Genomic DNA, 24,964 nt, shown 5'->3' on the forward strand with positions numbered 1-24,964 from the left:
CATCGGCCCAGGAGGAAAGCGGCGTTGCCGGCCGCGCATCGTCCGCTTGCGAACAGCCGCACTGTCCGCTTCCGGACACCGCCTTGCCCGCGCCCGGGGGGGCGCTTAGAGTCGCGCGCTTCCCATGCCCGGCATCCTGATCCTCGACGACGACCCCGACGTGGCGCTGGCCGCACGACTGGCTTTGCGCCGGCTCGCCTCGATCGCAGTACGGCAGGCCCCGGGCGAGCTGGCAGCAGTGCTGGACGAGATGCAGCCCGACGTGCTGCTGTTGGACATGAACTTCTCGCCCGGCGCCAGCGACGGCGCGCAAGGCCTGGCGCTGCTGCGCGAAGTCGTCGCGCGGCAAGGCCAGGCCGTGGCGCCGGCTGTCGTCGTCATGACGGCCTACGCTGAAGTCGAGCTGGCCGTGCAGGCGCTCAAGAGCGGTGCGGTGGACTTCATCACCAAGCCCTGGACTAACGAACGGCTCGTCGCCTGCGTGCAGGCGGCCCTCGCGCGGCGTGCGCCACCGCCGGCGGCGGGCGAGCTGCTGGGCGACTCCGCAGCGATGCAGTCGCTGCGCGCGCAGATCGCGCAGGTGGGCGCCAGCGAGGCCAGCGTGCTCGTCCTCGGCGAGAACGGCGTGGGCAAGGAGCTGGTGGCGCGTGCGCTGCACGGTGCGTCGTCGCGCGCCGGCGGCCCGCTGCTGGCCGTGGACATGGGCTCGCTGCCCGAGGCGCTGGTGGAGAGCGAGCTGTTCGGCCACAAGCGCGGCAGCTTCACCGATGCGCGCGAGTCGCGGCCCGGGCGCTTCGTCGCGGCGGCGGGCGGCACGCTGTTCCTCGACGAGATCGGCAACCTGCCGCTGGCCCAGCAGGCCAAGCTGCTGGCCGCGCTGGAGCGCCGCGAGATCACGCCCGTGGGCAGTGACCGGCCCGTGCCGGTGGACGTGCGCGTGCTGGCAGCGACAAACGTGCCGGAAGCCGAACTGTTCGATGCGAGGCGCTTCCGGCCAGACCTGCTGTACCGCCTCAACACCGTGGTGCTGCGCGTGCCGCCGCTGCGCGAGCGCGGCGCGGGCGACATCGTGCGGCTGCTGCGCCACTACCTGGCCCACTTCGCGGCGGGCAGGCCGGCACGGGATGTCGATGCCGACGCGCTAGCCCGCCTGACCGCCTACCGCTGGCCAGGCAACGTTCGAGAGCTGCGACAGGCCTGCGAGCGGGCCACGCTGCTGGCGCGCGGGCCGGTATTCACGTGGGCGGACTTCGGGCTCGTCGCGCCCACGGCCCTGGCTCCCGAGGCGCCCACGCTGGACCTGGAGCAGCGCGAGCGCGACGCCGTGCAGGCCGCACTCGCGCAGGCCGGCGGCAACATCAGCCAGGCCGCGCGGCTGCTGGGCGTGAGCCGCGCGGCGCTGTACCGGCGGCTGGACAAGCATGGCCTTTGACCGCGCCCGCGTTGCCGCCGCAACCCTGCTGCTGGCCGCCAGTTCGGCCGGACTCGCTGCCTCGCTGGGCTCGCCGCGCCTGTTCGTCGCCTGGGCGCTGGCCGGCCTGGCCGCCGCCTGCTGGGGCTGGGTCGCGCTGAGCCGGCTGGCTCGCCGGCCCCCACCGCTGCCGCCCGAGCCCCCGCCCGCGCCGCGGGCAGACCTAGGCGCCGCGCTGGAGCACGCGCCGCTCGCGCTGTGGCGCCTCACGGCCGGCCAAGCGCCCCTGGCACTGAACACGGCCGCACGCCGCCTCGTCGCGCCCGGCAGGGCCGTCGAGCCGGCGGCGCTTCTGGCGGTGCTGGACGCCGACCCCGGCCGACGCGTTGTCACGCTGCCCACCGAGCATGGCCAGGAGCGCGCGGTGTTGGCCGTTTCGGCGTTGACCGTGCAGGGCGAGGCCTGGCGGCTGGCCGCCCTCGCACCCATCGAGTCGGAGCTGGAAACCGAAGCGCTGACCGCTTGGCGCCAGCTGGTGCAGGTGCTGACGCACGAGATCATGAACTCGCTGACGCCCATCGCGTCGCTGGCCACGAGCGCCCCGGCGCTGCTGGAGGCCGGCGAGCACGCGGAGCTGCAGGCCGCGCTCGCGGCGCTGGCCCGGCGCGCGGCTCATCTGCAGGGCTTCGTCGAGCGCTACCGCAGTGTCAGCCAGCCGCCGGCACCGACGCTGGCCGACACGCCGCTGCAACCGCTACTGCAGGCCGTGCAGCGCCTGCTGGCGCCAGCCTGGGAAGCGGCGGGCGGCCAGGTGGCCGTGACGGTGGCACCCGAAACGCTGGCCCTGCGCACCGACGCGGCCCAGCTGGAGCAGGTGCTCATCAACCTCGCGCAGAACGCGCTGCAGGCCTGCACCGGCCGGGCGTCGCCCCAGCTCAGCATCGACGCGCGGCTGAGCCGCGGTGCCCGGCTGCGGCTCACCGTCGCCGACAACGGCCCGGGTGTGGCGCCAGGGCTGGAGCAGCGCATCTTCACACCCTTCTTCACGACTCGCGATGGTGGCAGCGGCGTGGGCCTGGCCGTCGTGCGCCAGCTGGTTCATGGCCTGGGCGGCACGGTGCGCCACGCGCGGCGCCCGGGCGGCGGTGCGTGTTTCGTGCTGACGTTCTGACCGGCCCCGCCAGCCCGCAACACCGACGAATCACCGGGCTTTCAAGCGCCAAACCGCGGCCACTCGTGCAGATGTGCCGGCTTTCGGCGATGGTGTGACGTTGTGCCCGATGTTAGGCTGCCGCCCTGTTGCACCCCGGGATGGAGTCGATGTTTCACGAGCTGCAGGAGTTGTTGGGCGCCTATTTGATGCCGGTATTGATCGCGATACCGCTGGCCATCATCGTGCTCATTGCCGCCGTCAAGCGCGACGACTACCGGCCGCCGCGCGAGTACGTGCCGCCGCAGCGGCCGCCGGGCGGTACGCCGCGTTCGGCGTCGGGACCGGTCGTGCTGCCCCCGTTGCCGGGCCTCGGCGCCAACGGGCCGTCGATGGCGAGCGCCTTCGTCACGGCACCCACGCCGATGCAGCCGCCGCCCGCGCCAGTGCCCGAGGGCCCGCCGGCCATCCTCGTCGCCGACGACTCGGCCGTCGTGCGTACCAAGCTCAAGCGACTGCTCGAAGGCGCAGGGCTGACAGTCATCCAGGTCAACGATGGCAACGAGGCGCTGGCCGAGCTGGAGGCCCACCCCGAGATCGCCGTGCTGATCACGGACCTGGAAATGCCCAACAAGGACGGCTTCGAGCTGATCGCCGACGTGCACGGCGGCCTCGCGACCGAGGACCTGCCGGTCATCGCGATCACCGGCCATGACGAGCTGCATGGCCGCGTGGGTCAGATCGAAGGCGTCTACGGCATCTTCAAGAAGCCCTGGAACGACCGCGACCTGCTCAAGCGTGTGCAGTCCCTCATGCACCTGCGCACGGCCGCAGCCCGACGTGGGCGCCGCGCGACTGACGGGCGGCCGCCAGCGGCCTGACAGGCCGCCGCCTCACGCCCGGCGCGGCACCGCCCTCGGGCTGAGCACGGCGGCCGACGCCGCCAGCGCGCACGCCATCACCAGCACCGGCAGCACCTGCTGCGTGGCCGGGTTGAACAACAGCCCGGCACCGGCCAGCGCGGCACTGCTGACGAGGGCATCGCTGAGCTGAAGCGCGGACGTGTTGCCGCCTTGCTGCTCGGGCGGCGACAGCTTCAGCAGCAGCACCGACAGCATCGGAAAAGACAGCCCGATGCCCAGACCCACGCACACCCAGCCGGTCAGCACCAGCCCCGACGGCAGGCCGGCCACCAGCAGTGGCGCCATGGCGACCCCCAGCCCGGCAGCGGCCAGCGCGAAGCCGGCCGGCAGCAGGCGGTGCCGCATAGCCTCGCTCCGCACGCGGGCCTGCACGGCGCTGCCGATGCTCCACGTCACCGCGCCGGCGCTCAACGCCACGCCGGCCTGCGTGAGGCTCCAGCCGAAATGGCGCGTCAGCAGCAGCGGCAGGAAGGCCTCGGCGCTCGCAAACGCCGCGGCAATCAGCCCGCGCAGCAGCACGACGGCAGGTAGGCCGCGGGCCGCCATCAGCGTGCCGGCCGGCAGCAGACGATGCGCGGCCACACCGGCCATGGCCAACCCGCCGCCGAACAGCAACCACGCGCCGCCGCCGGCCTGCTGGCTGGCGGCGTGCAGGGCCAGCGCGCCCAGGCTGGCGAGCCCTGCCCAGCGCATCACGCCCCAGCGCAACGCCTCGCCCGTGCCCGTCCCCACGCGCCGCAGCGCCGGCAGCATCAGCAGCGCCGCCACCGGCACGGCCGCGGCCACTGCCAGGAACACCGAGCGCCAGCCCAGCGCCTGCACGAGGAAGGACGCGAGCGCAGGCCCGACGAGGCCAGGCACGACCCAGGCTCCGGCGAACACGGCGAACAGTTGCGGATGCAGCCGCTGCGGCACGACCTGGCCGACACCCACGTACAGCGTCACGCCCAGCACACCGCTACCCAGGCCCTGCAGCGCACGACCCAACACCAGCGCCGGCATGGACGGCGCCAGCCCCGCTAGCAGCAGGCCGGCCAGGAAGGCCGCCAGGCCCGCCAGCGCCGCGCGGTAGGGGCCGCGCCTGTCGCACAACTGGCCTGCCGCCGTCATGCCAATGACCGAGGTGGCGAGCGTCGCGCCGAAGGCCAGCGCATACAGCGACAGGCCATCCAGCGCACCGGCCACGGCCGGCATCGCCGTGGCAACGGCAATGGACTCGAAGGCGAGCATGGAGATCAGCGCGACAGCGCCGATGCAGGCGGCGCGGCGGCCGGGGGCGAAGAGGGTGTCCGCCACGCGCGGGGCGGATTGGGCGTCAGTCATGTCCATCAGGTCGGCCCGCCGGATCGGGCTTGGCGTGTGAGTGTCGTGCAGGCTGCAGGTTCAAGCCGACTTCAAGTCAAGCCAGGCGCGAAGTCCGGGGAAGGGCGGAGGGACAATCGGGACATGTCCCTTTCCGTGTTGCACTGCGCCTCGGCCGGCTTCGAGTCGGCCTGCCGCATCCCTGCGCTGCCGGCCTCGCACCGCAGCCATGGCCTCCATGGCCACAGCTATTTCGCCACCGTCCGCACGGCGCTGCCAGCCGGCTGGGCAGCATTCCCGGGTGGCGAGGTCGAGACGCTGCGGACGCGCATGGCCGCGACCATCGCACCGCTGGACCATGCGCTGCTCAACGACCACCTCGCCGAACCCACCGACGAGAACCTGGCCCGCTGGGTGCGCAGCCGCCTGGATGCGGACGTGCCGGGCATCGTGCAGGTGGGCGTGCAGAGCACGACACACAGCGGCGTTGACCTGGACGGCGCGGGCCATGCGCATGTTTGGCGGCGCTACCGCTTCCAGGCCGCGCACCAGTTGCCCAACGTCCCCGCCGGCCACCAATGCGGCCGTATGCACGGCCATGGCTTCGAGGTCATCCTGCATGCCAACACCGACCTCGGCGAGCGGGACCTGAGCATCGACTATGACCACCTCGACGAGGTCTGGGCGCCGCTGCACTTCCAGCTGAACTACCGCTGCCTGAACGACATTGCCGGATTGGCCAACCCGACCAGCGAGAACCTGTCGGCCTGGCTGTGGGCGCGGCTCAAGCCGGTGCTGCCGGAGCTGAGCTGGGTGACCGTCTACGAGACCGGTTCGAGCGGTGCCAACTTCAACGGCCAGAGCTACCGCATCTGGAAGGAGATGACGCTGGACAGCGCCGTTCGGCTGCACCAGGCGCCTGGCGGCCATCCGCTGGCCGGCACGCACGGCCACACCTTCACGCTGCGTCTGCATCTGGCCGCGCCGCTGGACCAGGTGATGGGCTGGACAGTGGACTTCGGCGACGTGAAGAGCCTGTTCAACCCGATCTTCAAGCGACTGGACCACCACCCGCTGTTCGAGATCGCTGGTCTGCCGGACGGCGACGCGGCGAGCATCGCCGCATGGGTGCTGCGCGAGGGCGGCCGCGTGCTGCCTCAGATCGACCGCGTGGATCTGTACGAGACACGAGGCTCGGGTGCCATCGTCAGCCGCGCGGATTCCGAGGAGCTGATTCCGGTATGAGCTACAGCGTCAAGGAACTCTTCTACACGCTGCAGGGCGAGGGCGCTCAGGCCGGCCGCGCTGCCGTGTTCTGCCGCTTCGCCGGCTGCAACCTGTGGAGCGGCCGCGAGCAGGACCGGGCAGCGGCCGTCTGCACCTTCTGCGACACGGACTTCGTCGGCACGGACGGTGAGGGTGGTGGCAAGTTCGTGACCGCCACGGATCTGGCCGATGCCGTTGCGAAGGCCTGGCCCGGCGGCGGTGGCAAGCCCTATGTCGTCTGCACCGGCGGTGAGCCGCTGCTGCAGCTGGACGCGCCGCTGATCGACGCGCTCCATGCCCGCGGCTTCGAGATCGCCGTCGAGACCAACGGTACGCAACCCGCGCCGCCGGGGCTGGACTGGATCTGCGTCAGCCCCAAGGCCGACGCGCCGCTGGTGCTGACCTCAGGGCACGAGCTGAAGCTCGTCTACCCGCAGCCGCTGGCGCTGCCCGAGCGATTCGCCGGGCTGGACTTCCAGCACTTCTTCCTGCAGCCGATGGACTCGGTGCTGCAACGCCAGCACATGAAGGCGGCGGTGGACTACTGCATGCGGCATCCGCAGTGGCGGTTGTCGGTGCAGATGCACAAGGTGGTGGGGATCGCCTGAGGCGGTTTCGTAGCGCTTGAGCCAAGCGGTGCAGGGTCTGCCGCTGCGACGCAATAGTCAAAATAGGCGGCGCTGGAACGAGTGAATACTACCGGCAGAAAACTAAATGTAGGCCATTCTGTTTGCCTTGCCGCCAATTCACTCAAAGGCCAACCAAATCTATTTACTTGCTGGCTGCAATCGCCGCCTTCTTAGGAAAACCATTGTTTGAGGGTCTCCTTCGCCCTCAGTACGTGTTCTTCCTTGATGTGGGCTGCAGTCATTGCCACGGCTGCAGCAAGCGCACCCAAGTCATCGGTGTAGCCGATAACGGGCGTGATGTCGGGAATGGCGTCAATCGGGGAGATGAAGTAGCCAAGTGCGCCATATATGACGGTCTTCGCCCAAACCGGAGTGTCCGGGTCTGATGCACTGTAGTAGAGCTTCAGCGCGGGTTCCAGAACGGCTTCCCCAGCTGCCTTAGCATAGCCCTTTACCTTATCCCAAAAGCCTCCATCAGAATAGGCCTCTGTATATTGATTTTCTGGCACCATGACCTCCTGTTGAGCGGTGGGATACACCAATGTTGTTGAGTTGCATAACGCACGCACTGTGGACAAAAGAGGCTGCTTTAACGGCCAAGCATGCCTCTCGGCAGGCCGCAGTGTGCAAGCACTATGCCAATAGAACACCGACGAAACTGGCGGAATATGACCAGTATTTCACTCTCAACAACCGCTCAACGTGCACCACTTCACGGGCCATGCGACTCTCTGCCGGGCTCAACAGCGGCCCAATTAAAAGGGAGCCCGCAGGCTCCCTCGTATTGACCGGGTCGCGCCGACGCGCGGTCAGAACCGGTAGCCCACGCCGAACTTGATCGACACGGGGTCCAGCGTCGTCTCGATGGTCTGGCCTGTAGACAACGAGCCGGTTGTCTTGATGAAGGTCTTCGTGACCGACAGGCTCGCGGACCAGTCCTTGTTGACGTTGTAGGCCGCACCCAGTTCCGCGGTCAGGCCCAGGCGGCTCTTCATGGACAGCGTGGTGGGGTTGTTGACCGTGCCACCGGTGATGCCGGAGAGCGCCGTCGTGGCCTTGGGGTGGTAGAAGTAGCCGTAGGTCGGGCCAGCTCCGACGAAGGGCCGCAAGCTGCTGCTCGCGTCGCCGAAGCGGTACTGCGCCAGCAGCGTGATTGGCAGCGACTTGACCGTGCCGAGCTTGCCCACGCCCTGGATGGCGCCGGCGCCGACGATGTCGTGCTTGAACGGCGCGGCGATGGGCAGGTCGATGCTGATGTGGTCGGTCCAGTAGTAGGTCACACCACCGACGAAGGAGGTGGCCTTCTTCACGTCGATCTTGGTGCCGGCCAGGCTGGGCGCGGTGAGGTCGCCGCTGTCGACCTGCGGGCTGATCTGGGCCGCGCCGGCATAGACGACGACGCTGCCAGCCGCCTGTGCGAAGGCGCCGGACGTGGCGAGCAGCGTGGCCGCGGCACCGAGGAGGATCTTGGTTTTCATAGGGTGTCTCCGGAGGTGGGGCCGTGGGTCAGAGCCAGCCCTTGGTGGCCAACGACTTGGCGATCAGCTGCTGCGTGAGCTGGTGGCCGTAGGGCGACGGGTGGAAGCCATCGGCAAAGCCGTAGCTCTTCCACCAGTCGGCGCCGCTGACGCCGACTGGTGGCGCGGCAGACAGCGCGGTCGCCGTGCAGGTCGGGAAGGTGTAGGTGGGCAGGCCGTCGGCGCCGGTTCCGGTGACGGGGCAGGCGGCCACGGACACGTTGCTCAGACCGAACTGCGCGGGCGTGGCGACCTGGTCCTGGAAGCCCTTGTAGAAGTCGATGACGGCGACGCCATCGTTGCCCGCGAGTTTGCTGGCCAGCTGCGTGTTGTAGGCCGTGATCCAGCCCTGGAACAGCGCTTGCGACTGCGCGCGTGCCGTGGCGCCGGCAGTGCCACCGCCGCTGGCCAGCGCGATGTTGTCGAGCACCTTCTGGAAGCGTGGCGTGAAGGTGATGTCGGGGATGTTCATCACGACGACGTGCGTGGCGCCCTTGTCGAGCACGCTGGCCTTGATGGCGTTGTAGAACTTGTCGGCCAGCGCCGTCATGTACGCGCCGCCGATTTGCGCCGTCGTCGTCGCGCCACCGCCGAGTGCGGCGCTGATCTGCGTCGGCGTCAGCAGCGTGCCGAGCATCGCGGAGTAAGCCGCGGCGTTGTCGGTGCGGGCGCGCAGGTAGGCGCCGATGAGGTCGGCCGCGTCGTTGCCGCCGCCGTCGATGATGACCAGGTCACTCGACGTGTAGCTGCCCGTGGCGGCATAAGTAGCCATCTGCGTGCCGATGGTCAGCGGCACGAGGCCGCTGTTGGCGCCGGCGCCCATGTAGTTGATGAGGCTGCCGGCGATGGCGTAGTTGCTGCAGCCGGTCTGCGCGGTGTTGGGCGCGAAGGGCGCCGTGGCCACGCCGGTGTACTTGAAGAAGTTGCACAGCGTCAGGCCGTAGTTGGCCGCGATGCGCTCAACGTAGAGCAGGCTGTCGGCACTCTGGATGGTGAACTTGTAGCCGATGGTGCCGCTGTCCTGGAGGCTGTCGCCGAAGACCTTGACGGATGTGAACTTCACCTGGGGGGTCGTGTCGGCTGTCGCGCCGCCACCGCCGCAGCCCGCCACGAGCAGGCCGGCCAGCAATGCCGCCGTTGCCGCCGCCATCCGGTTGAGGAAGGGTTTCATCGTTGTCTCCTTGGCGACCCCTCGAGGGAAACGCCTGCAAATTCCAGGGACGGCAACTCTAGCGTCAGCCCACGGCGGTGCCGGAGGTTTTTTGGCGCCTCTTGCATAGGCCGAAAGCCGCGCGCAAGTCTGTGGATGACGCTGGGACAACCCGACAGATATCCACAGCCCGAGGCCCTTCGGCAAAGTTGTTCCCAATCGCGACGCGAACCATCCCGGGTGTGGCGCACAGGCTTGTGCGTGACGCAAGCGCTTGGTCTGCAACGAATTTTTCGGCTTGTCCACAGCGCGGGCCGCCCTCTACCACCACGACTACTTTGAAATCTTCAATACCGTATGGAATACATAGGACACTTTTTCGATGGATATCCCCGCCCTCCAACAACGCCTGCGCCGCTTCGCCGACGAGCGCGACTGGCAGCCCTACCAGACGCCCAAGAACCTCGCGATGGCGATGACAGTCGAAGCAGCCGAGCTGCTGGAAATCTTCCAGTGGCTCACGCCCGAGCAGTCCGTAGCCCTCAGCGACGACCAGCGCCGCCACCTCGGTGAGGAGCTGTCCGACGTGCTGCTCTACCTCGTGCAGATCGCCGATCATGGCGGCGTCGACCTGGACGCCGCCGTCGAACGCAAGCTCGCGATGAACGCCATCAAACATCCACCACTGAAGAGGTCTTGAGGATGGAGACGCTAGCCATCGTGGACTTCGAGACCACGGGACTCGGACCGACGAGCGGCGGCCGGGCGACGGAGATCGCGGCCGTGTTGGTGCGCGGCGGTGATGTGGTGGACGCCTGGTCCAGCCTGATGAATAGCGGCGCCTGGGTGCCGCCGCACATCCAGGCACTGACGGGCATCAGCAACGAGATGCTGGCGAACGCGCCGGATTCCGCCGCCGTCATGCAGCAGCTGGCGCGATTCACGGCGGGCTGCCCGCTGGTGGCGCACAACGCGGCCTTCGACCGGGGCTTCTGGCAGGCGGAGATGCAGCGGGCCGGGCTTGCTGCCGACCCGGCGCATCAGTTCGCGTGCACGGTGCTGTTGTCGAGACGGCTGTGGCCAGAGGCCGGCAGCCATTCGCTGGGCGCAATGACGCGCTTCCATGGCATCCGCTTCGATGGGCCGGCCCACCGGGCGATGGCGGATGCGCGCGTCACGGCGGCGCTGTGGCTGAAGATCCACGAGGAAGTGGCACGGCGTTTCGCGATGGACCTGGGCGAGCTGGCCGTGGACCATGCTTTGCTGGCGGAGCTGCAGCGCACGCCGGTGCGCTGGCTGCGGCGCGGCCTCGTGGAGCAGGTAAAGCGGCGCCGGACGGCGCTACCCGCTGCCGCTTGAGCCGATAAAAAAAACCTGTCAAGAGGCCAGCACAGCGACATGGACCATGACAATCCCGCCCTTTCGTCTCCGCGTCATCGTCCAAAGAGTTCCATGTCCGTGATCCAGGTTCGCCCCGCCACTCTGCGCGATGCCAAGGCCATCGCCGAGATCCACGTCGCCGCCAGCCAAGACGCCTACAAGACCCTGTTGCCCGCGGCGGCGCTGGATGCAATGTCGGTGCAGAAGCGACAGGCCTTTTGGCGTGAAGCCATCGACCTGTGCGAGCCGCAGGTCATCGTCGCGCATCTGGACAACAAGATCATGGGCTTCGCCGGCTTCGATCGCTCGCGCGACAAAGGCACACCGGCCACGACCGGCGAGATCTGGGCGATGTTTGCCGACCCCGTGCACTGGGACAAGGGCGTGGGCCTGGCCCTGTGGGACGCGACGCGCGATGGTCTGCAGGAAGAAGGCTGCACCAAGGCCACGCTGTGGTGCTACCTGCGCAATGAACGCGCGTTGCGTTTCTTCGAGCTGGCCGGCTTCAAGCGCGAGCTGGGCAGCGCCCGCACGAGCGAAGTGGGCGGCGCCCGCGTCGAGGAAATCCGCCTGCACCGCTCGCTGGTGTGAGGCGCTTCGTCCAGGCTCGCGCCGCTGCATGCGGGCGATCCTGAACGGCCGTGGCCCGGTGCTCGGGCCACCGTTTCAGCTCTGGTAGCCGTGGGTCGACAGTGCCCAGCCGTCCGTCGCGTCGTCATGGCGCTGGATGTGGACCGGGCTCAGCTTCTTCGCCGCGGCACGCTCTACGAGAGCCTCGGCCTGGTCGGCCGTCAACTGCAGCGCGAAGCGCAGCCAGCGCTTTTGCACCAGCGGTTGGGCCCAGGCGTCTTCCAGTGCCCAGCGGATCTCGTGCGGCGCCTGCAGCTCCGCGGCGGCCAGCACGCGCGGCGCCAGAGCCAGCAGAAAGCGGTTGAAGTCGGCGCGCAGCGCGTCGGTCGGCAGCAGCGCTTCCAGCCGTGACAGGCGGGCGCTCCAGCCCGGCGTCGCGAGCTGGCGCGTGACCAGCGCCTGCAGCGCCTGGATGGGGTTGAACAGCCGCAGCCGGTTGGGTGGCAGGACGCACAGCGGGATCTGCGCGGCGTCTTCATGGCTCAGTGGCGTGACGAAGCTGGCCAGTACCGCCAGGCGCCGCCACTCAGCTTCGGCGAGCCCGCCGATGCGGGTGATGGGCCCGGCGGCACAGCTGGCGGCCATCTCCGATAGCGCACGGTGGCCGCGGTCGCCCTTGGCCCGATTGGCGCGAGCGCTCATGATGGCCAGGTTGCCCGCCGCGTAGCCGGCATCGTCACGCACGCGGTCGATGCTGCGCTTGTCGTCGGCCAGGGCTTCGCGGGTGATGGGGCAGTGCGCGGCGTCCAGCTGAGCCAGGTAATGCGGCGTGAGCTGGATGTCCTCGTAGTTCCGGCCGCGGGCCCAGGCATGCGTGCGCAGTGACAGCCACAGCGTCACCTGCGGGCTGGCCGGTTGGCGCACCGCCTTGCCGCGGGCAGCCATCCAGCCGCGCTGCAGCGGCGACTGCGGGTACAGGTGGGCGATAGGCGGCGTGATGCCGTGCAGCGCGTAGTCGCGACCTAGTGCCAGGCCGACGCGTTCATGCGCGCTGACGGCGGCGGGCGCGTCATCCATGTCGAGCGCGAACTGGACGAGGCTGGGGTGGACGGCGGTCTGAGCGTTCAGGGCGGCTTGCATCGCAGGCTCCGGTTGAGGGATGGCCACAGTCTGCGAGCCAGGTAGCTCATGAGATGATCCACCGCCAAACCACTGTGAATATTTTCAGGACGCCGCCGACATGGACCGCACCGAGCGCTTCTACAAGATCGAGATGCTGATCCGCGCGCAGGGATGTGTCAGCTTTGCGGCGTTGCTGGAGGCGCTGGAGGTTTCGCCAGCCACGCTGAAGCGTGACCTTGCCTACCTGCGCGAGCGGCTGGACGCGCCGATCGAATACGACGCCTCGACCAACGGCTACCGCTTCGGCCAGCAGTGGCGCGGCGGCAAGCACGAGCTGCCGGGTGTGTGGTTCAACGAGGCCGAGCTGCATGCGCTGCTGACGATGCAGCAGATGCTGGCCGGGCTGGACGAACAGGGTGTCGTGGGCCGGCACCTGCAGCCGATGTTCGACAAGATCACCGGCATGCTGGGCGTGGACCAGGGCGAGGCGCAAGAGCTGCGCCGGCGCGTCAAGCTCATCGGCACGGCGCGGCGTCGCATCGTCGGCGAGAGCTTCGAGACCGTCGGCAGTGCCGTCGTCAAGCGGCGCCGGCTGGCGCTGCGCTACCGTAAAAAGGCGGGCGACGTCAGCGAGCGCGAGGTGTCGCCGCAGCGGCTGGTGCACCACCGCCATGCCTGGTACCTGGACGCCTTCTGCCACCAGAGCCGCGGCCTGCGCCGCTTCGCGCTGGACGGCATTGAGGCCGCGACGATGCTGGACGCAGCGGCCCAGGCGCTGCCGCTGGACGCGCTGGAGGCCGAGCTGGACCGCGGCTACGGCATCTTCGCCGGTGGCACACCACGCGAAGCCGAGCTGGTGTTCCGCCCGGAGGCTGCGGCCTGGGTTTCGCGCGAGGAATGGCATCCGGCACAGCGCAGCGAGTTCCTGCCCGACGGTCGCTGGCGGTTGCAGCTGCCTTATGTGGACGATACCGAGCTGCTGATGGACCTGCTGCGCCACGCCGGGCAGGTGGAGGTCGTCGCGCCGGCCGAGCTGCGCGATGCGTTCGCGGCGCGGCTGAGGCAGGCGGTGGCGGCGTTGCCGGACGTTTGCGACAAGTCATCATGACCCGCCTGAGATGGCGTTAGGCTCACGGCGTTTTCCACCTCCGAAGGAGCTGCGATGAGCACTGCAACCACCCAGGCCAAGGACAAGCTGGCCGCGGATTTTCGCGCCGTCATGGACGACATCGACAAGCTGATGACGGCCACCGGCCAGGAAGCCCAGGGCGAGGCGAAGGCGCTGCGCGCCCGCATCCGCGAGCGGCTGGACGAGGCACGCGACAAGATCGTCGACGTGCAGCAAGAGACGGTGGAGCGCGCCAAGGCTGCGGCCGCCGCGACGGACGACTACGTGCATGCCAAGCCCTGGCAGGCCATCGGCGTGGCGGCGGCCATCGGGCTGGCGCTGGGCGTGCTGATCGGCCGCCGCTGACATGCGGGCCGGCTTGGGGGCGGCTCAGCGCCCGGCCTGCGTCTCTGAAGCAGCGCGGCTGCCGCGGTCGTGAGCACGCAGGAACCTGTCTCCGGCCCGCTGCGGCGGTTGGGCGCGTCGCTGCTGACGCTGGGGCGCATCCGGCTCGAACTGCTGGCCATCGAGGCGCAGGAAGAGAAGGAGCGAATTGCCCAGCTGCTGCTGTGGGCAGTGTTGGCCGCGCTGCTCGCGGGCTTCGCGGTGCTGATGGCACTGGTGCTGGCCATCGTGGCGCTGTGGGATAGCCATCCGCTGCTGGCACTGGGCGGCGCGTGTGTCGTGCTGGTCGTGGCGGCGGCGCTGGCCCTGCGGCAGCTGAAGTCACTGGTAGCCCAGCCGTCCACGCTGTTCCAGGCCAGCATCGCCGAGCTGCGGGACGACGCGGACGCGCTGCACCGCCAGCCATGATCCCGCGCATCCCCCAGGACCCGGCGCTGCGCACCGAGCGCAAGGAGAACCTGCTGCTGGCTTCGACGCTGCTGCGCGGTCAGATGGAGCGGGACCTGGACGATCTCGGCGAGCGCGCCGACGGCGTCGCACGGCGTGTGCAGGTCCTGCGCGGCTGGCTGAAACATCCGGCCTTGCAGGCGCTGGTGGGTGGTGGTGCGGCCTTTTTCGCGACGGCCGACCGGCAGCGGCGCCATCGGTTGTGGGGCCTGCTGCGTTGGGGCTGGCTGGCGTGGCGGGTCTGGCGTCGGCGCTGACCGACCGGCTTAGCCTTCGGCGTCCAACCGCTTCATGCGCTCGCTCTGCCAGTAAACGTCGTCGCCGCCCAGGCCGTCGAGGTTGGCACGGTTCAGCACGCGGGCCAGCACGAACAACAGGTCGGACAGGCGGTTGAGGTACTGGCGCGGCGCGGCGTTGATGGCCTCGCTGGCGGCCAGCGTGATGACGGTGCGTTCGGCGCGGCGGGCGATGGTGCGACACACATGCGCGATCGCCGCGCTGCGCGTGCCAGCCGGCAGGATGAATTCCTTCAGGCGCGGCAGATGCTCGTTGTAGTGTGCCAGCGCCTCGTCCAGCCGCAGCACGGCGGCATCCTTCAGCAGTGAACCTCCGGGCCAGGAGAGTTCGCCGCCCAGGTTGAACAGCTCGTGCTGGATTGTCACGAGCAATTCGCGCATGTCGGCCGGGAGCGGCTCGGCCAGCAGCACGCCGAGCTGGGAGTTCAGCTCGTCGACATCGCCCATGGCCTGCACGCGCAGGTGGTCCTTGGGCACGCGGCTGCCATCGGAGAGGCCGGTGGTGCCGTCGTCGCCGGTGCGAGTGGCGATCTGGGTGAGGCGATTGCCCATTTGGCGGTCTGCAAGGTGGCGGGACCGCGATTGTGCTCAGTGGCGACGGCCGCTGCGGTGGAAGTCGGGCTTGTGCACCGGCGCGGCATGGGCATGTGCCCCTGTGCCCTGCGGTGTGGGCTGTGCGGCAGGCGTCACAGGCGGTGCCTGGCCGGCGGGGGGCTGGCCCATCAGCTCGCGCCAACGGGCCACCAGCACGTCGAAACGTAACGCGCCGAGCGCAGCCAGCGCGACGGCCAGGATCAACAACAGCCAGGTCAGGGTCATGGGGTCCTCCCGTTGCGGACTCCTGCATGCTGGCACCGCGCGGCAACGGCTGCAACACAATGACCTGATCTGGATCAGGAGACCCGCGATGAACGCGCCCGCCACTTTCGACACCGTCGCAGCGCCGCTGCCGGCCGCATTGCTGGACGCGCTGCAGGCGGCGTTCGGCACGCGCTGCTCCACGGCGCTGGCCGTGCGCCAGCAGCATGGCCGAGATGAATCGGTGTTCGATGTGCCGCCGCCGCAGGCCGTTGTGTTTGCCGAGAGCGAGGCCGAAGTGGCGCAGGTCGTGGCGCTGTGCGTGGCGTACCGCGTGGCGGTCATTCCCTATGGCGCGGGCTCGTCGTTGGAAGGGCATCTGCTCGCGGTGCAGGGCGGCATCAGCCTCGACGTGTCGCGCATGAACGCCATCGTTCGCATCGACACCGAGGACCTGACGGTGACGGTGCAGCCGGGCGTGACCCGCAAGCAGCTCAACGAGGCCTTGAAGCACGAAGGCCTGTTCTTCCCCATCGACCCAGGCGCCGACGCCAGCCTCGGCGGCATGGCCGCTACGCGCGCCAGTGGCACTAACGCCGTGCGCTACGGCACGATGCGCGAGAACGTGCTGGGGCTGCGCGTCGTCACTGCGGCCGGCGAGGTGATGCGCACTGGCTCGCGCGCGAAGAAGAGCAGCGCCGGCTACGATCTGACGCGGCTGCTGGTGGGCAGCGAGGGCACGCTGGGTGTCATTACCGAGCTGACGGTGAAGGTGCATCCGCTGCCCGAGGCGGTGTCGGCGGCCGTGTGCTTTTTCCCGAGCATCGACGCGGCAGTGCGCACGGCGATGACGGTCATCCAGGTCGGCGTGCCCATCGCCCGCTGCGAGTTGCTGGACGTCCATGCCATCCGTGCCGTCAATGCGCACGACAGGCTGGGCCTGAAGGAAGCGCCGATGCTGCTGATGGAGTTCCACGGCAGCCCGGCCAGCGTCGAAGAACAGGCGGCCACCGTGCAGGCGCTGGCAGCCGACCATGACGGCGATGCCTTCGAGTGGGCCACGACGCCCGAGGCCCGAACACGGCTGTGGGCCGCCCGCCACCATGCCTACTTCTCGGCAGTGCAGACACGGCCCGGCTGCCGCGCCATTGCGACGGACACCTGTGTGCCGATTTCGCGTCTGGCAGAGCATTTGAACGCCAGCATCGCCGAGGCCGATGCGGCCGGATTGCCCTACTTCGTCGTCGGCCACGTGGGCGACGGCAACTTCCACCTGACCTACCTGCTGGACCCCGACCGCCCGGAGGAGCGCGACACCGCCGAGCGGCTCAGCGCGCAGATGGTGGCGCGCGCCATCGCTCTGGAGGGCACCTGCACGGGCGAGCATGGCGTCGGCCTGCACAAGCAGGGTTTCCTGCTCGAAGAGATGGGCGCTGAGGCCCTGGCTGCCATGCGGGCCGTGAAGGCCGCGCTGGACCCGCTGGGTCTCCTGAACCCCGGCAAGATCCTGCCGCCCGCGGCCTGAATGCGTTGGTCGCCAGTGGTGATTGCCAATCTGGTATCGGTCACACCGAAGATTTCATACCGGCCGTTTTGCTGACCTCACCATAGAGCGGCGACGGGCGCTATTCACAACCGAGCCGCCCGTCAATCCGGGAAAAGCGCGTGCCGCGTTGATTGCGCTACCACACAATGCGGCGCAACAACGACAACGGAGACACGCGTGAAGATCCCCTCCACCGCCTGGCTGGCCCTGGGCCTGGTGTTCGGCGGCGTGGCCGCTGCAGCGCCGCAGACCGATGCAGACACCCAGGCCCGCCAGATCGTCGACAAGCTGACGCTCGACGAGAAGGTCGAGCAGCTGCTCAACGGCGCGCCGGCCATCCCGCGGCTGAACATCCCCGCCTACAACTGGTGGACCGAATCGCTGCATGGCGCGTTCGGCCCCGGCGCGACGACGAACTTCCCGCAGCCGGTCGGCCTGGCCGCCACGTTCAACGACGGCCTGATGCGCGACGTGGCCGCCAGCATCAGTACGGAAGTCAGCGCCGTCTACGCGCTGGGCCGCGGCAAGCCCAACCCGAACCGCATAGGCGGCGCGCTGAACACGTGGTCGCCCAACATCAACATCTTCCGCGACCCGCGCTGGGGCCGCGGCCAGGAGACCTACGGTGAAGACCCCTTCCTAACCGGCACGCTGGCCAAGGCCTTCGTGCGCGGCATGCAAGGCGCGGACGCGTCAAGGCCGCAGGTCATCGCCAGCCCCAAGCACTTCGCCGTGCACAGCGGGCCGGAATCCACCCGCCACAGCGTGGACGTGTGGGTCTCCGCGCAGGACCTGGAGGACACCTACCTGCCGGCCTTCCGCGCCGCGATGGTGGACGCCCAGGCCGGCTCCATCATGTGCGCCTACAACCGCATCAACGGCGAGCCGGCGTGCGCCAGCCAGAGCCTGCTGGTCAAGACGCTGCGGCAGGACTGGGGCTTCAAGGGCTATGTCGTGTCGGACTGCGATGCAGTGGTCGACATCAGCGCCCACCACAAGTTCGCCGTCGATGCCGCCACCGGCGCTGCCGCGGCGCTGAAGGCCGGCATGGACAACGAGTGCCACACCGGCACGCTGGGCCATGCGACGGGCCTCGGCGAGCGCTACAAGCAGGCGCTGCAGCGCGGCTTCATCCGTCAAGCCGACATCGACACGGCGCTGGCCCGGTTGTTCGCGGCACGGCTGCGCGTGGGCGACCTGCCGGGTGTGGCCGAGCGCAGCTTCCCGCCGGGCGAGGCGATCAACTCGGCCGAGCACCGCGTGCTGGCGCTACGGGCGGCCGTCGAGAGCCTCGTGCTGCTGAAGAACGACGGCAGCCTGCCGCTGAAGACCTCGGCGCGTGTCGCCGTCGTCGGCCCCCTGGCCGATGCGCGGCGCGTGATGCGCGGCAACTACTCGTCAGGCCAGACGGGGCCCACGGCGACGGTCTACGAGGCGCTGGCCCGGCAGTTCTCGCCGCAGCAGGTGCAGCTCGTGCCGTTCGGCCCGTCCATCACCGACGGCGACCCTGTGCCGTTCAGCGCCTTCGTCGCGCCCGACGGCAGCGCCGGTCTGCTGGCCAGCGCCTTCAAGCTGCAGGCCGGCTCGCCCAAGGAAATCGGAAAGCGGCGCTTCGAGGCCAAGGCGGCCAGCAGCCGCACAGTAACGGCGATCGGCTCGGGCGCCGAGGTGGCCAACCCCGACGACGTGACGCGCACCGTGTGGACGGGCTTTTTCGTCGCACCCGAGACCGGCAGCTACCGGCTGGGCTTGGCCGGTCTGAAGGGCCAGCTGCGCGTGGCGGGCCGCGACGTGGTGCTGGCGCGGAAGCCCACGCGCTGGGCCGAGCCGGTCGCGCTGACGCAGGTGGACCTGAAGCAGGGCGAGCGCTACGCCGTGCAGTTCGAGACGGAGTCTGGTGCCGGTGCGCCGCCCGGCATGCTCTGGAAGCGCGTGTCGCGCCAGCCGCTGCCGGACCTGCGCGCTGCCGCGGCCCAGGCTGATGTCGTCGTCGCCGTCGTGGGTCTGACGTCGGACCTGGAAGGCGAGGAGATGCCGGTCAAGATCGACGGCTTCAGCGGCGGCGACCGCACCAGGCTCGACCTGCCGGCCGACCAGCGCGCCTACCTGCAGGCCGCGGCCACGCTGGGCAAGCCGCTCGTCGTCGTGAACCTCAGCGGTAGCGCCGTCGACCTGTCCTGGGCCAAGGCCAACGCCGCGGCCATCCTGCAGGCCTGGTATCCGGGCGAGGGCGGCGGCACGGCTATCGCGCAGGTGCTGGCGGGCGCGGCCAACCCGGCCGGACGGCTGCCGGTCACGTTCTACCGTAGCGCCGACGACCTGCCGCCGTTCGACGACTACCGCATGGCGGGCCGCACCTACCGCTTCTTCGACAAGCCGGTGGTCTACCCGTTCGGCCACGGCTTGAGCTATTCCACTTTCCGGTACGAGGCGCCGCAGGTCGAGGTGCAGGACGACGGCAAGGACGTGGCCCTCGTCGTGCGCACGGCCATCACCAACACCAGCGCCCGCGATGGCGACGAGGTGGCTCAGCTCTACCTCGCGCCGCCGCGCTTCGAAGGCGGCCCGCGGCTGGCGCTGCGTGGCTTCCAGCGCCTACACCTGAAGGCCGGCGAGCGCCGCGAGGTGACGTACCGGCTGCCGGCGCGTGACCTGAGCTTCGTCGACCGTGACGGCGTGCGCCAGGTCATGCCCGGCAGCTACCGCGTCAGCGTCGGTGGCGGACAGCCCGACACGGGCGTGCCGTTCGAAAGCGCGACGTTCTCCTTCGCCCGTTCCGTCCTGCTGCCGCGCTGATCGCGGCTCCTTCCCTCCACTTCGAGCACATCGCCATGAACTCACTGCGTTCCACCCTGCGCGCGGCCGGCCTGTCGCTGGCCTTCACCCTTGCCGCCACCGCCGCTTTCGCGCAGGACGGCACCATCTATCCGCTGGAGGCGCCAAAGGAAGAGCCGTCTATCAAGCTCGGTACTGGCGGCGTGGCCAACCAGCCGGCCCCCGAGAGCTGGTTCCGCCAGTGGGGCGAGCCTATGGTGCGCAACGTCAGCACCGCCACGCTGACGCCCTATCTGCCCGCACCTGGCAAGGCCAATGGCGCGGCGGTGCTGATCGCCCCTGGCGGCGGCTTCCGCTGGCTGTCGATCAACAACGAGGGTTGGAAGGTGGCCAAGGCACTCAACGAGCAGGGCGTCACGGCCTTCGTGCTGAAGTACCGGCTGATCCCGACGCCCGACGGGCTGGATGCCCTCAAGCAGTCCATGGACCGCATGTTCGCGGATGTGGGCGCGGGCACGGGCACGCCGGCGCCGCGGCCCGCCTTCCCCGACCTGTCCAACCAGCTCGCCGACGCCGAGGCGGCCTACGCGCTGATCGTGTCGCGCGCCAAGGAGTGGGGCGTGGACACGCGGCGCCTGGGCATGATGGGTTTCTCGGCCGGCGCCGGCCTGACGATGCACAGCACGCTGCATTCCAAGACGATGAAGCTCGCCTTCATCGCGCCAATCTACGGCGGCATGGGCCCGGTGGAGGTGCCGAAGGACGCGCCGCCGATGTTCACCGCCATTGCGAGTGATGACTTCCTGTTCAAGGGGCAGTTCGGCGTCGTGAAGTCGTGGTTCGACGCAGGCAAGCCGGTCGAGTTCCACCTCTACCAGAACGGCGGCCACGGCTTCGGCATGGGCTACCCGGGCAACACGGCCAACGGCTGGTTCCCGGTGTTCATGCATTGGCTGGACGTGAACGGCTTCCTCAAGCCCAAGGCGTCCTGACCCGTCTTTGCGGGGCGCGCCCGCGCCCCGGCCCGGTGGGGGTGGCGCCAGAATGCGCCGCATGCAACGCCGCCACCACCTCATCGCCCTCGCGGGTCTGGTCGCCTCGCCGCTGATGGCGGCTGCCCGCCCGGCCGCCTCCCCGGACTTCGCCGCGCTGGAGCGCAGCGTCCAGGGGCGGCTCGGGCTGTTCGCGCTCGATACCGGCACCAGCCGCACGCTGGCCCACCGCTCCGACGAACGCTTCTCGATGGCCTCCACCTTCAAGAGCCTGCTGGCCGCGCGTGTGGCCCAGGGCGTGGAAGGCGGGCGCTGGCGCTGGGGCGACGAGATCGGCCTGCACAGGAGCGATCGCGTGGCGCATGCGCCGACCTTCGACCGGCTGCTGCCGCGCGGCCGGGCGTCGCTGGACGAGCTGGTGCGCGGCATCCTTGTCGACAGCGACAACGCCTGCGCCAATCTGCTGCTGCGCCATTGCTGCGACTCGCCGCAGGGGCTGACGATGTGGCTTCGCGAGCAGGGTGACGACATCACGCGGCTGGACCGCTGGGAGCCCGAGCTCAACGAGAACCAGCGCGGCGACCCGCGCGACACGAGCACGCCGCGCGCGTTCGCGAAGACGCTGCAGCACCTGCTGCTGGGCGACGGCCTGTCCCGCAGCAGCCAGGCGCGGCTGTGGGCGGACCTGCAGACATCCCAGACGGGCCTCAAGCGCCTGCGCGCCGGCGTGCCCGACGCGACGTGGCGCGTCATCGACAAGACCGGCACCGGCTACCGCGGCGCTGTCAATGACGTGGCCGTGGTGTTCCCGCCGGACGGGCGCTCGCCGTGGGTGGTGGTGGCGCTGCAGTCGGAGTCGCGGGCGGCCGACGACGAGCTTGCCGCTGTGCTGGCCGGCGCGATGCGCGAGCTTGTCAGGGCCTGGGGCTGATTAGGCGGACCGCCGCGCTCAGGCGTGCCGCAGCGATGGCTGGCGCTCGTCCAGCCGGAACACCGCGACGGCCGTCACCAGCTGCTGAGCCTGCACGTTCAGGCTGGTGGCCGCCGCGGCCATCTGCTCGACGAGCGCCGCGTTCTGTTGTGTGACCTGGTCCATCTGCGACATGGCCTGGCCGATCTGCGCGACGCCCGAGTTCTGCTCAGTGCTGGCGGCGCTGATCTCGCCGACGATGTCGGTCACGCGCCGGATGGCCCGCACGACATCGTCCATCGTCTCGCCCGCACGGTCGACCAGCGCGGTGCCGACCTCCACGCGTTCGACGCTGGTACCGATCAGGCTCTTGATCTCCCTGGCCGCCTCACTGGCACGGCCGGCCAGGTTGCGCACCTCGCCCGCCACCACGGCGAAGCCGCGGCCCTGCTCGCCCGCGCGTGCGGCCTCCACGGCGGCATTGAGCGCCAGGATGTTGGTCTGGAACGCGATGCCGTCGATGACGCCGATGATGTCCGCGATGCGGCGCGAGGCCTCGTTGATGCCCTTCATCGTCTCCACCACCTGCGCCACCACTTCGCCGCCGTTGGCCGCCACGAGGCTGGCGTTCTGCGCGAGCTGGTTGGCTTGGCGGGCGTTGTCGGCGTTCTGCTGCACGGTGGAGCCCAGTTGCTCCATGGACGCGGCGGTCTCCTCCAGCGCGGCCGCCTGCTCCTCGGTGCGCTGGCTCAGGTCGTGGTTGCCCTGGGCGATCTGCGAGCTGGCGGTTGCCACAGACTCCGCGCCCGAGCGCACCGTCCCCACCACCTGGGCCAGGCCCGTGCGCATGTCGTGCAGCGCGGCAGTCAGGCTGGCCGTGTCGCCGGGCCGCAGCATGATCTCGCCATCAAGCCGCCCTTCGGCGACCTCGCGCGCCAGTCGCTGGGCGTCCGCGGGATCGCCGCCGAGGCTGCGCGTCACGTCGCGCATGATCAGCGCCACCAGCGCCGCAGCTATCGCGATGCCGGCCAGCAGCAGGCCGATCATCACCCAGCGGCTCGTCGAATACAGCTGCGCGGCCTCGTCGGCCGATACCTCGGAGCCGCGGTCATTGAGGTCGACGAGCTTGGCGACGAGGTCCATCGTTGCGGCGAATGCCTGGCGCGATTCGCCGCGGAACAACGATGCGCTGGCCTCCTGATGCTGCTCGCCGCTGCGTGACGAGGTTAGCAGCCGCTCCTGCACTTGCATGTAGGTGTCGAAAGAGCGGCGGTAGTCCTGGTAGAGCGCCCGTTCCTGCGGCGATGTGATCAGCGGCTGGTACTCCGTCTCGCGCTTGGCAAGGGTCGCACGGGCCTCGGCCAGACGGGCTTCCGCTGCTGCGCGCTGCGCATCGGTCGTGGACAGCAAGTGGTCGCCCTCGGCGCGGCGGATCTGGTTGGCTGCGGCCCGCATGTTCCCCAGCACACGCACGCTGGGCAGCCAGCTGCGGGCGATCTCCTCGGTGCTGGCGTTCACACGCGCCATGTTGACGACTCCGACCACGCCCACGATGAGGGTCAGCAGGGTGAGCGCGACAAACGCGCCGGTGAGCTTGTGGGACAGCTTCATGTCCTATCCTTCGCAATTGGGGCGCAACCTCGGCCCGGACGCCATGGTCGGCAACTTTAATAACGTCGCGATTGATCGCCATCAAGGCATTGCCGGCCCCCCGGCGGGATGGCGTGAAATCCTGGGCTGGCGGCGACGATTCGTTGTGAGGCGAAGCATCCGCAGCCGTTCGGTGCCCACACTGACGATTCATTCACCGAGGATCGTCATGCCCGCCATCACCTGCTTTATCCGCTACGACATCGATCCCCAACAGCGCGAGGCCTTCCGCCGTTACGCCGAGGCCTGGGGCCACATCATTCCGCGCCTGGGTGGCAGGTTGCTGGGCTATTGGCTGCCATGGGAAGGCGCGAACTTCGAGGCCTGGGGCCTGGTCGGCTTCGACTCGTTGGCCGACTACGAGGCCTACCGCGCCCGGCTGAAGGCCGACCCCGAGGCCCGTTCGAACTTCGAGTTCGCGCAGCGCGAGCGCTTCATCCAGCGCGAGCAGCGCACTTTCTGTGAGGATGTGCGGCCATGATCGCCGTCATCTTCGAAGTGCAGCCCACGCCGCAAGGCCGGGCCTCCTACCTCGACCACGCTGCGGCGCTGAAACCGCTGCTGGACCGCGTGGACGGCTTCGTCTCGGTGGAGCGCTTCCAGAGCCTGGCGCGGCCCGACAAGCTGCTGTCGCTGTCCTTCTGGCGTGACGAGACCGCTGTGCGCCACTGGCGCGAGATGGAGCGGCACCGCGAGGCCCAGGCGGCCGGCCGCGGCGGGCTGTTTGCGGCCTACCGGCTGCGCGTCGCCACGGTCGTGCGCGACTACGGCCTGCATGACCGCGAACAGGTGCCGCGGTGACCCGTTCCGAGCCGCGCCTGGCCCGCGTCGCCGCGGCGATTGCCGACCCGACGCGGGCCCGCGTGCTGGCGCGGCTGCTGGACGGCCGGCTGCACACGGCGGGCGAGCTGGCGAGCCATGCGGGCGTGACGGCCGCGACGATGTCGGCCCACCTGAAGCTGCTCGTCGACGAGGGTCTGGCCCGCGTGCGGCCGCAAGGCCGGCACCGCTACTTCGGCTTGGCGGATGGCGATGTGGCGCACGCGCTGGAAGCGCTGCTGCGCGTCGCCGACGGCCGCGATGCCGAGCCGGCTGCCGACCTGCGCCGCTGGCAGCGCCCCGCCATGCGCGGCCTGCGCCATGCACGCAGCTGCTATGGCCACCTGGCCGGCGAGCTGGGCGTGCAATGGCGGGACACGCTGCTCTTACGGGGCTGGGTGACGATGGGTCCGGACGGGCGGTATGAGATCAGCGATTCAGGTCGCGAGGCGCTTGCGGCGCTGACGCCCGAAGGTTTCGCCGCGACGGGCCGCGTGCTGTACGACTGTGTGGACTGGTCCGAGCGCCGCGACCATTTCGCGGGACCGCTGGCCGTCGCCTGGCTTGACGCCATGATGGCCAGGGGCTGGCTTCGTGCAGTGCCGGGCACGCGTGAGTTGAAGCTCATGCCGCCGGGGCGGCGGTACTGGACAGGGACGGCCGGGGAAGGCGTGCCTTTTCCCGAGACCTGAAGGCGCCCGCTTTTGTCGATGTCTTATTGGCATAGTCATTGGTCATCAAACACTTGGGACGGCGGCTCCTGTTTATGCAGCATGGGCTGTCGCTCTAGGACGCGTT

General features: G+C 69.5%; 27 protein-coding genes. 19 read left to right on the plus strand and 8 right to left on the minus strand.

Annotated elements, in window-relative coordinates; genetic code table 11:
• The first annotated feature begins 124 nt into the window (after nucleotides 1-124).
• The 3 genes from LXT13_RS14745 (at nucleotide 125) to LXT13_RS14755 (ending at nucleotide 3,442) form a co-directional block, all read left to right on the plus strand.
• The gene (locus tag LXT13_RS14745) at nucleotides 125-1,432 is read left to right on the plus strand and encodes a sigma-54-dependent transcriptional regulator (RefSeq protein WP_233372711.1); all 1,308 of its coding nucleotides are present in this window, start codon (nucleotides 125-127) and stop codon (nucleotides 1,430-1,432) included.
• Nucleotides 1,422-2,582, plus strand: a complete 1,161-nt coding sequence (locus LXT13_RS14750) for a sensor histidine kinase (protein ID WP_233372712.1) — start codon at nucleotides 1,422-1,424, stop codon at nucleotides 2,580-2,582. Before LXT13_RS14745 ends, LXT13_RS14750 begins: the two co-directional genes overlap by 11 nt.
• Before the next feature lie 149 nt (nucleotides 2,583-2,731).
• Nucleotides 2,732-3,442, plus strand: coding sequence for a response regulator (locus LXT13_RS14755; protein WP_233372713.1), 711 nt, complete (start codon nucleotides 2,732-2,734; stop codon nucleotides 3,440-3,442).
• Between the two features lie 12 nt (nucleotides 3,443-3,454).
• Here the strand turns inward: LXT13_RS14755 and LXT13_RS14760 are convergent, their stop codons facing one another.
• Entirely contained in the window at nucleotides 3,455-4,807 is a 1,353-nt protein-coding gene (locus tag LXT13_RS14760; protein ID WP_233372714.1) for an MFS transporter, read from the minus strand.
• Nucleotides 4,808-4,930: 123 nt separating this feature from the next.
• Here LXT13_RS14760 and LXT13_RS14765 point away from each other — a divergent pair, with 123 nt between their 5' ends.
• Entirely contained in the window at nucleotides 4,931-6,031 is a 1,101-nt protein-coding gene (locus LXT13_RS14765) for a 6-carboxytetrahydropterin synthase (RefSeq protein WP_233372715.1), read from the plus strand.
• The gene (gene queE, locus LXT13_RS14770) at nucleotides 6,028-6,660 is read left to right on the plus strand and encodes a 7-carboxy-7-deazaguanine synthase (protein WP_233372716.1); all 633 of its coding nucleotides are present in this window, start codon (nucleotides 6,028-6,030) and stop codon (nucleotides 6,658-6,660) included. Before LXT13_RS14765 ends, queE begins: the two co-directional genes overlap by 4 nt.
• A 191-nt stretch (nucleotides 6,661-6,851) precedes the next feature.
• On the opposite strand, the gene LXT13_RS14775 is transcribed toward queE, so the two are convergent.
• The 3 genes from LXT13_RS14775 to LXT13_RS14785 all read right to left on the minus strand — a co-directional run bounded on the left by LXT13_RS14775 (nucleotide 6,852) and on the right by LXT13_RS14785 (nucleotide 9,369).
• On the minus strand, nucleotides 6,852-7,190 hold the full coding sequence (locus LXT13_RS14775; protein WP_233372717.1) for a YkvA family protein: 339 nt from the start codon (nucleotides 7,188-7,190) through the stop codon (nucleotides 6,852-6,854).
• A gap of 300 nt (nucleotides 7,191-7,490) precedes the next feature.
• Nucleotides 7,491-8,159 carry an OmpW/AlkL family protein gene (locus LXT13_RS14780; protein ID WP_233372718.1) on the minus strand — a complete coding sequence of 223 codons (669 nt, stop codon included), beginning with the start codon at nucleotides 8,157-8,159 and terminating at the stop codon, nucleotides 7,491-7,493.
• A 28-nt stretch (nucleotides 8,160-8,187) separates the two neighbouring features.
• Nucleotides 8,188-9,369, minus strand: coding sequence for an SGNH/GDSL hydrolase family protein (locus tag LXT13_RS14785; protein WP_233372719.1), 1,182 nt, complete (start codon nucleotides 9,367-9,369; stop codon nucleotides 8,188-8,190).
• 361 nt (nucleotides 9,370-9,730) lie between these two features.
• On the opposite strand from LXT13_RS14785, the gene LXT13_RS14790 reads away from it, so the two are divergent.
• From LXT13_RS14790 to LXT13_RS14800, 3 genes are all read left to right on the plus strand, one after another.
• A complete protein-coding gene (locus LXT13_RS14790) occupies nucleotides 9,731-10,048 on the plus strand; it encodes a nucleotide pyrophosphohydrolase (protein WP_233372720.1) in 318 nt (105 codons plus the stop codon).
• Between the two features lie 2 nt (nucleotides 10,049-10,050).
• Nucleotides 10,051-10,707 carry a 3'-5' exonuclease gene (locus LXT13_RS14795; protein WP_233372721.1) on the plus strand — a complete coding sequence of 219 codons (657 nt, stop codon included), beginning with the start codon at nucleotides 10,051-10,053 and terminating at the stop codon, nucleotides 10,705-10,707.
• A gap of 93 nt (nucleotides 10,708-10,800) precedes the next feature.
• A complete protein-coding gene (locus tag LXT13_RS14800) occupies nucleotides 10,801-11,319 on the plus strand; it encodes a GNAT family N-acetyltransferase (protein ID WP_233372722.1) in 519 nt (172 codons plus the stop codon).
• 75 nt (nucleotides 11,320-11,394) lie between these two features.
• Here LXT13_RS14800 and LXT13_RS14805 read toward each other — a convergent pair whose 3' ends face one another.
• Complete coding sequence (locus tag LXT13_RS14805; protein ID WP_233372723.1) at nucleotides 11,395-12,438, minus strand: hypothetical protein; 1,044 nt, start codon at nucleotides 12,436-12,438, stop codon at nucleotides 11,395-11,397.
• 100 nt (nucleotides 12,439-12,538) lie between these two features.
• On the opposite strand from LXT13_RS14805, the gene LXT13_RS14810 reads away from it, so the two are divergent.
• The 4 genes from LXT13_RS14810 (at nucleotide 12,539) to LXT13_RS14825 (ending at nucleotide 14,637) form a co-directional block, all read left to right on the plus strand.
• Nucleotides 12,539-13,528 (plus strand): helix-turn-helix transcriptional regulator, encoded by a 990-nt coding sequence (locus LXT13_RS14810; protein ID WP_233372724.1) that lies wholly within the window; start codon nucleotides 12,539-12,541, stop codon nucleotides 13,526-13,528.
• A 54-nt stretch (nucleotides 13,529-13,582) separates the two neighbouring features.
• A complete protein-coding gene (locus tag LXT13_RS14815; protein WP_233372725.1) occupies nucleotides 13,583-13,894 on the plus strand; it encodes an ElaB/YgaM/YqjD family protein in 312 nt (103 codons plus the stop codon).
• A gap of 69 nt (nucleotides 13,895-13,963) precedes the next feature.
• The gene (locus LXT13_RS14820) at nucleotides 13,964-14,341 is read left to right on the plus strand and encodes a phage holin family protein (protein WP_233372726.1); all 378 of its coding nucleotides are present in this window, start codon (nucleotides 13,964-13,966) and stop codon (nucleotides 14,339-14,341) included.
• On the plus strand, nucleotides 14,338-14,637 hold the full coding sequence (locus LXT13_RS14825) for a hypothetical protein (protein ID WP_233372727.1): 300 nt from the start codon (nucleotides 14,338-14,340) through the stop codon (nucleotides 14,635-14,637). Before LXT13_RS14820 ends, LXT13_RS14825 begins: the two co-directional genes overlap by 4 nt.
• Before the next feature lie 9 nt (nucleotides 14,638-14,646).
• Here LXT13_RS14825 and LXT13_RS14830 read toward each other — a convergent pair whose 3' ends face one another.
• Both LXT13_RS14830 and LXT13_RS14835 read right to left on the minus strand, forming a co-directional pair.
• Entirely contained in the window at nucleotides 14,647-15,228 is a 582-nt protein-coding gene (locus LXT13_RS14830) for a cob(I)yrinic acid a,c-diamide adenosyltransferase (RefSeq protein WP_233372728.1), read from the minus strand.
• Nucleotides 15,229-15,264: 36 nt separating this feature from the next.
• The gene (locus tag LXT13_RS14835) at nucleotides 15,265-15,495 is read right to left on the minus strand and encodes a hypothetical protein (RefSeq protein WP_233372729.1); all 231 of its coding nucleotides are present in this window, start codon (nucleotides 15,493-15,495) and stop codon (nucleotides 15,265-15,267) included.
• A gap of 88 nt (nucleotides 15,496-15,583) precedes the next feature.
• On the opposite strand from LXT13_RS14835, the gene LXT13_RS14840 reads away from it, so the two are divergent.
• The 4 genes from LXT13_RS14840 (at nucleotide 15,584) to bla (ending at nucleotide 21,718) form a co-directional block, all read left to right on the plus strand.
• Nucleotides 15,584-16,999, plus strand: coding sequence for an FAD-binding oxidoreductase (locus LXT13_RS14840; RefSeq protein ID WP_233372730.1), 1,416 nt, complete (start codon nucleotides 15,584-15,586; stop codon nucleotides 16,997-16,999).
• Nucleotides 17,000-17,197: 198 nt separating this feature from the next.
• Nucleotides 17,198-19,816 carry a glycoside hydrolase family 3 C-terminal domain-containing protein gene (locus LXT13_RS14845; RefSeq protein WP_233372731.1) on the plus strand — a complete coding sequence of 873 codons (2,619 nt, stop codon included), beginning with the start codon at nucleotides 17,198-17,200 and terminating at the stop codon, nucleotides 19,814-19,816.
• A gap of 35 nt (nucleotides 19,817-19,851) precedes the next feature.
• Complete coding sequence (locus tag LXT13_RS14850) at nucleotides 19,852-20,787, plus strand: alpha/beta hydrolase (RefSeq protein WP_233372732.1); 936 nt, start codon at nucleotides 19,852-19,854, stop codon at nucleotides 20,785-20,787.
• A gap of 61 nt (nucleotides 20,788-20,848) precedes the next feature.
• A complete protein-coding gene (bla, locus tag LXT13_RS14855; RefSeq protein ID WP_233372733.1) occupies nucleotides 20,849-21,718 on the plus strand; it encodes a class A beta-lactamase in 870 nt (289 codons plus the stop codon).
• A gap of 18 nt (nucleotides 21,719-21,736) precedes the next feature.
• On the opposite strand, the gene LXT13_RS14860 is transcribed toward bla, so the two are convergent.
• The gene (locus tag LXT13_RS14860; protein WP_233372734.1) at nucleotides 21,737-23,308 is read right to left on the minus strand and encodes a methyl-accepting chemotaxis protein; all 1,572 of its coding nucleotides are present in this window, start codon (nucleotides 23,306-23,308) and stop codon (nucleotides 21,737-21,739) included.
• A gap of 208 nt (nucleotides 23,309-23,516) precedes the next feature.
• Here LXT13_RS14860 and LXT13_RS14865 point away from each other — a divergent pair, with 208 nt between their 5' ends.
• From LXT13_RS14865 to LXT13_RS14875, 3 genes are read left to right on the plus strand one after another with little or no spacing between them, the layout of a single operon-like run.
• The gene (locus tag LXT13_RS14865) at nucleotides 23,517-23,828 is read left to right on the plus strand and encodes an NIPSNAP family protein (protein WP_233372735.1); all 312 of its coding nucleotides are present in this window, start codon (nucleotides 23,517-23,519) and stop codon (nucleotides 23,826-23,828) included.
• Nucleotides 23,825-24,148 carry an antibiotic biosynthesis monooxygenase family protein gene (locus tag LXT13_RS14870; protein WP_233372736.1) on the plus strand — a complete coding sequence of 108 codons (324 nt, stop codon included), beginning with the start codon at nucleotides 23,825-23,827 and terminating at the stop codon, nucleotides 24,146-24,148. The genes LXT13_RS14865 and LXT13_RS14870 overlap by 4 nt, the downstream gene beginning before the upstream one ends.
• Nucleotides 24,145-24,858, plus strand: coding sequence for an ArsR/SmtB family transcription factor (locus tag LXT13_RS14875; protein WP_233372737.1), 714 nt, complete (start codon nucleotides 24,145-24,147; stop codon nucleotides 24,856-24,858). Before LXT13_RS14870 ends, LXT13_RS14875 begins: the two co-directional genes overlap by 4 nt.
• The last annotated feature ends 106 nt before the right edge of the window (nucleotides 24,859-24,964 follow it).

This window comes from Pelomonas cellulosilytica (genome assembly GCF_021353265.1).
Classification (GTDB): Bacteria; Pseudomonadota; Gammaproteobacteria; order Burkholderiales; family Burkholderiaceae_C; genus Pelomonas; species Pelomonas cellulosilytica.

What these genes read in the sequence shown, in the direction of transcription:
- LXT13_RS14745 (WP_233372711.1), top strand. Translation starts at nt 125, where the DNA reads ATGCCCGGCATCCTGATCCTCGACGACGACCCCGACGTGGCGCTGGCC.
- LXT13_RS14750 (WP_233372712.1), top strand. Translation starts at nt 1,422, where the DNA reads ATGGCCTTTGACCGCGCCCGCGTTGCCGCCGCAACCCTGCTGCTGGCC.
- LXT13_RS14755 (WP_233372713.1), top strand. Translation starts at nt 2,732, where the DNA reads ATGTTTCACGAGCTGCAGGAGTTGTTGGGCGCCTATTTGATGCCGGTA.
- LXT13_RS14760 (WP_233372714.1), bottom strand. Translation starts at nt 4,807, where the DNA reads ATGACTGACGCCCAATCCGCCCCGCGCGTGGCGGACACCCTCTTCGCC.
- LXT13_RS14765 (WP_233372715.1), top strand. Translation starts at nt 4,931, where the DNA reads ATGTCCCTTTCCGTGTTGCACTGCGCCTCGGCCGGCTTCGAGTCGGCC.
- queE (WP_233372716.1), top strand. Translation starts at nt 6,028, where the DNA reads ATGAGCTACAGCGTCAAGGAACTCTTCTACACGCTGCAGGGCGAGGGC.
- LXT13_RS14780 (WP_233372718.1), bottom strand. Translation starts at nt 8,159, where the DNA reads ATGAAAACCAAGATCCTCCTCGGTGCCGCGGCCACGCTGCTCGCCACG.
- LXT13_RS14785 (WP_233372719.1), bottom strand. Translation starts at nt 9,369, where the DNA reads ATGAAACCCTTCCTCAACCGGATGGCGGCGGCAACGGCGGCATTGCTG.
- LXT13_RS14790 (WP_233372720.1), top strand. Translation starts at nt 9,731, where the DNA reads ATGGATATCCCCGCCCTCCAACAACGCCTGCGCCGCTTCGCCGACGAG.
- LXT13_RS14795 (WP_233372721.1), top strand. Translation starts at nt 10,051, where the DNA reads ATGGAGACGCTAGCCATCGTGGACTTCGAGACCACGGGACTCGGACCG.
- LXT13_RS14800 (WP_233372722.1), top strand. Translation starts at nt 10,801, where the DNA reads ATGTCCGTGATCCAGGTTCGCCCCGCCACTCTGCGCGATGCCAAGGCC.
- LXT13_RS14805 (WP_233372723.1), bottom strand. Translation starts at nt 12,438, where the DNA reads ATGCAAGCCGCCCTGAACGCTCAGACCGCCGTCCACCCCAGCCTCGTC.
- LXT13_RS14810 (WP_233372724.1), top strand. Translation starts at nt 12,539, where the DNA reads ATGGACCGCACCGAGCGCTTCTACAAGATCGAGATGCTGATCCGCGCG.
- LXT13_RS14815 (WP_233372725.1), top strand. Translation starts at nt 13,583, where the DNA reads ATGAGCACTGCAACCACCCAGGCCAAGGACAAGCTGGCCGCGGATTTT.
- LXT13_RS14825 (WP_233372727.1), top strand. Translation starts at nt 14,338, where the DNA reads ATGATCCCGCGCATCCCCCAGGACCCGGCGCTGCGCACCGAGCGCAAG.
- LXT13_RS14830 (WP_233372728.1), bottom strand. Translation starts at nt 15,228, where the DNA reads ATGGGCAATCGCCTCACCCAGATCGCCACTCGCACCGGCGACGACGGC.
- LXT13_RS14835 (WP_233372729.1), bottom strand. Translation starts at nt 15,495, where the DNA reads ATGACCCTGACCTGGCTGTTGTTGATCCTGGCCGTCGCGCTGGCTGCG.
- LXT13_RS14840 (WP_233372730.1), top strand. Translation starts at nt 15,584, where the DNA reads ATGAACGCGCCCGCCACTTTCGACACCGTCGCAGCGCCGCTGCCGGCC.
- LXT13_RS14850 (WP_233372732.1), top strand. Translation starts at nt 19,852, where the DNA reads ATGAACTCACTGCGTTCCACCCTGCGCGCGGCCGGCCTGTCGCTGGCC.
- bla (WP_233372733.1), top strand. Translation starts at nt 20,849, where the DNA reads ATGCAACGCCGCCACCACCTCATCGCCCTCGCGGGTCTGGTCGCCTCG.
- LXT13_RS14860 (WP_233372734.1), bottom strand. Translation starts at nt 23,308, where the DNA reads ATGAAGCTGTCCCACAAGCTCACCGGCGCGTTTGTCGCGCTCACCCTG.
- LXT13_RS14865 (WP_233372735.1), top strand. Translation starts at nt 23,517, where the DNA reads ATGCCCGCCATCACCTGCTTTATCCGCTACGACATCGATCCCCAACAG.
- LXT13_RS14870 (WP_233372736.1), top strand. Translation starts at nt 23,825, where the DNA reads ATGATCGCCGTCATCTTCGAAGTGCAGCCCACGCCGCAAGGCCGGGCC.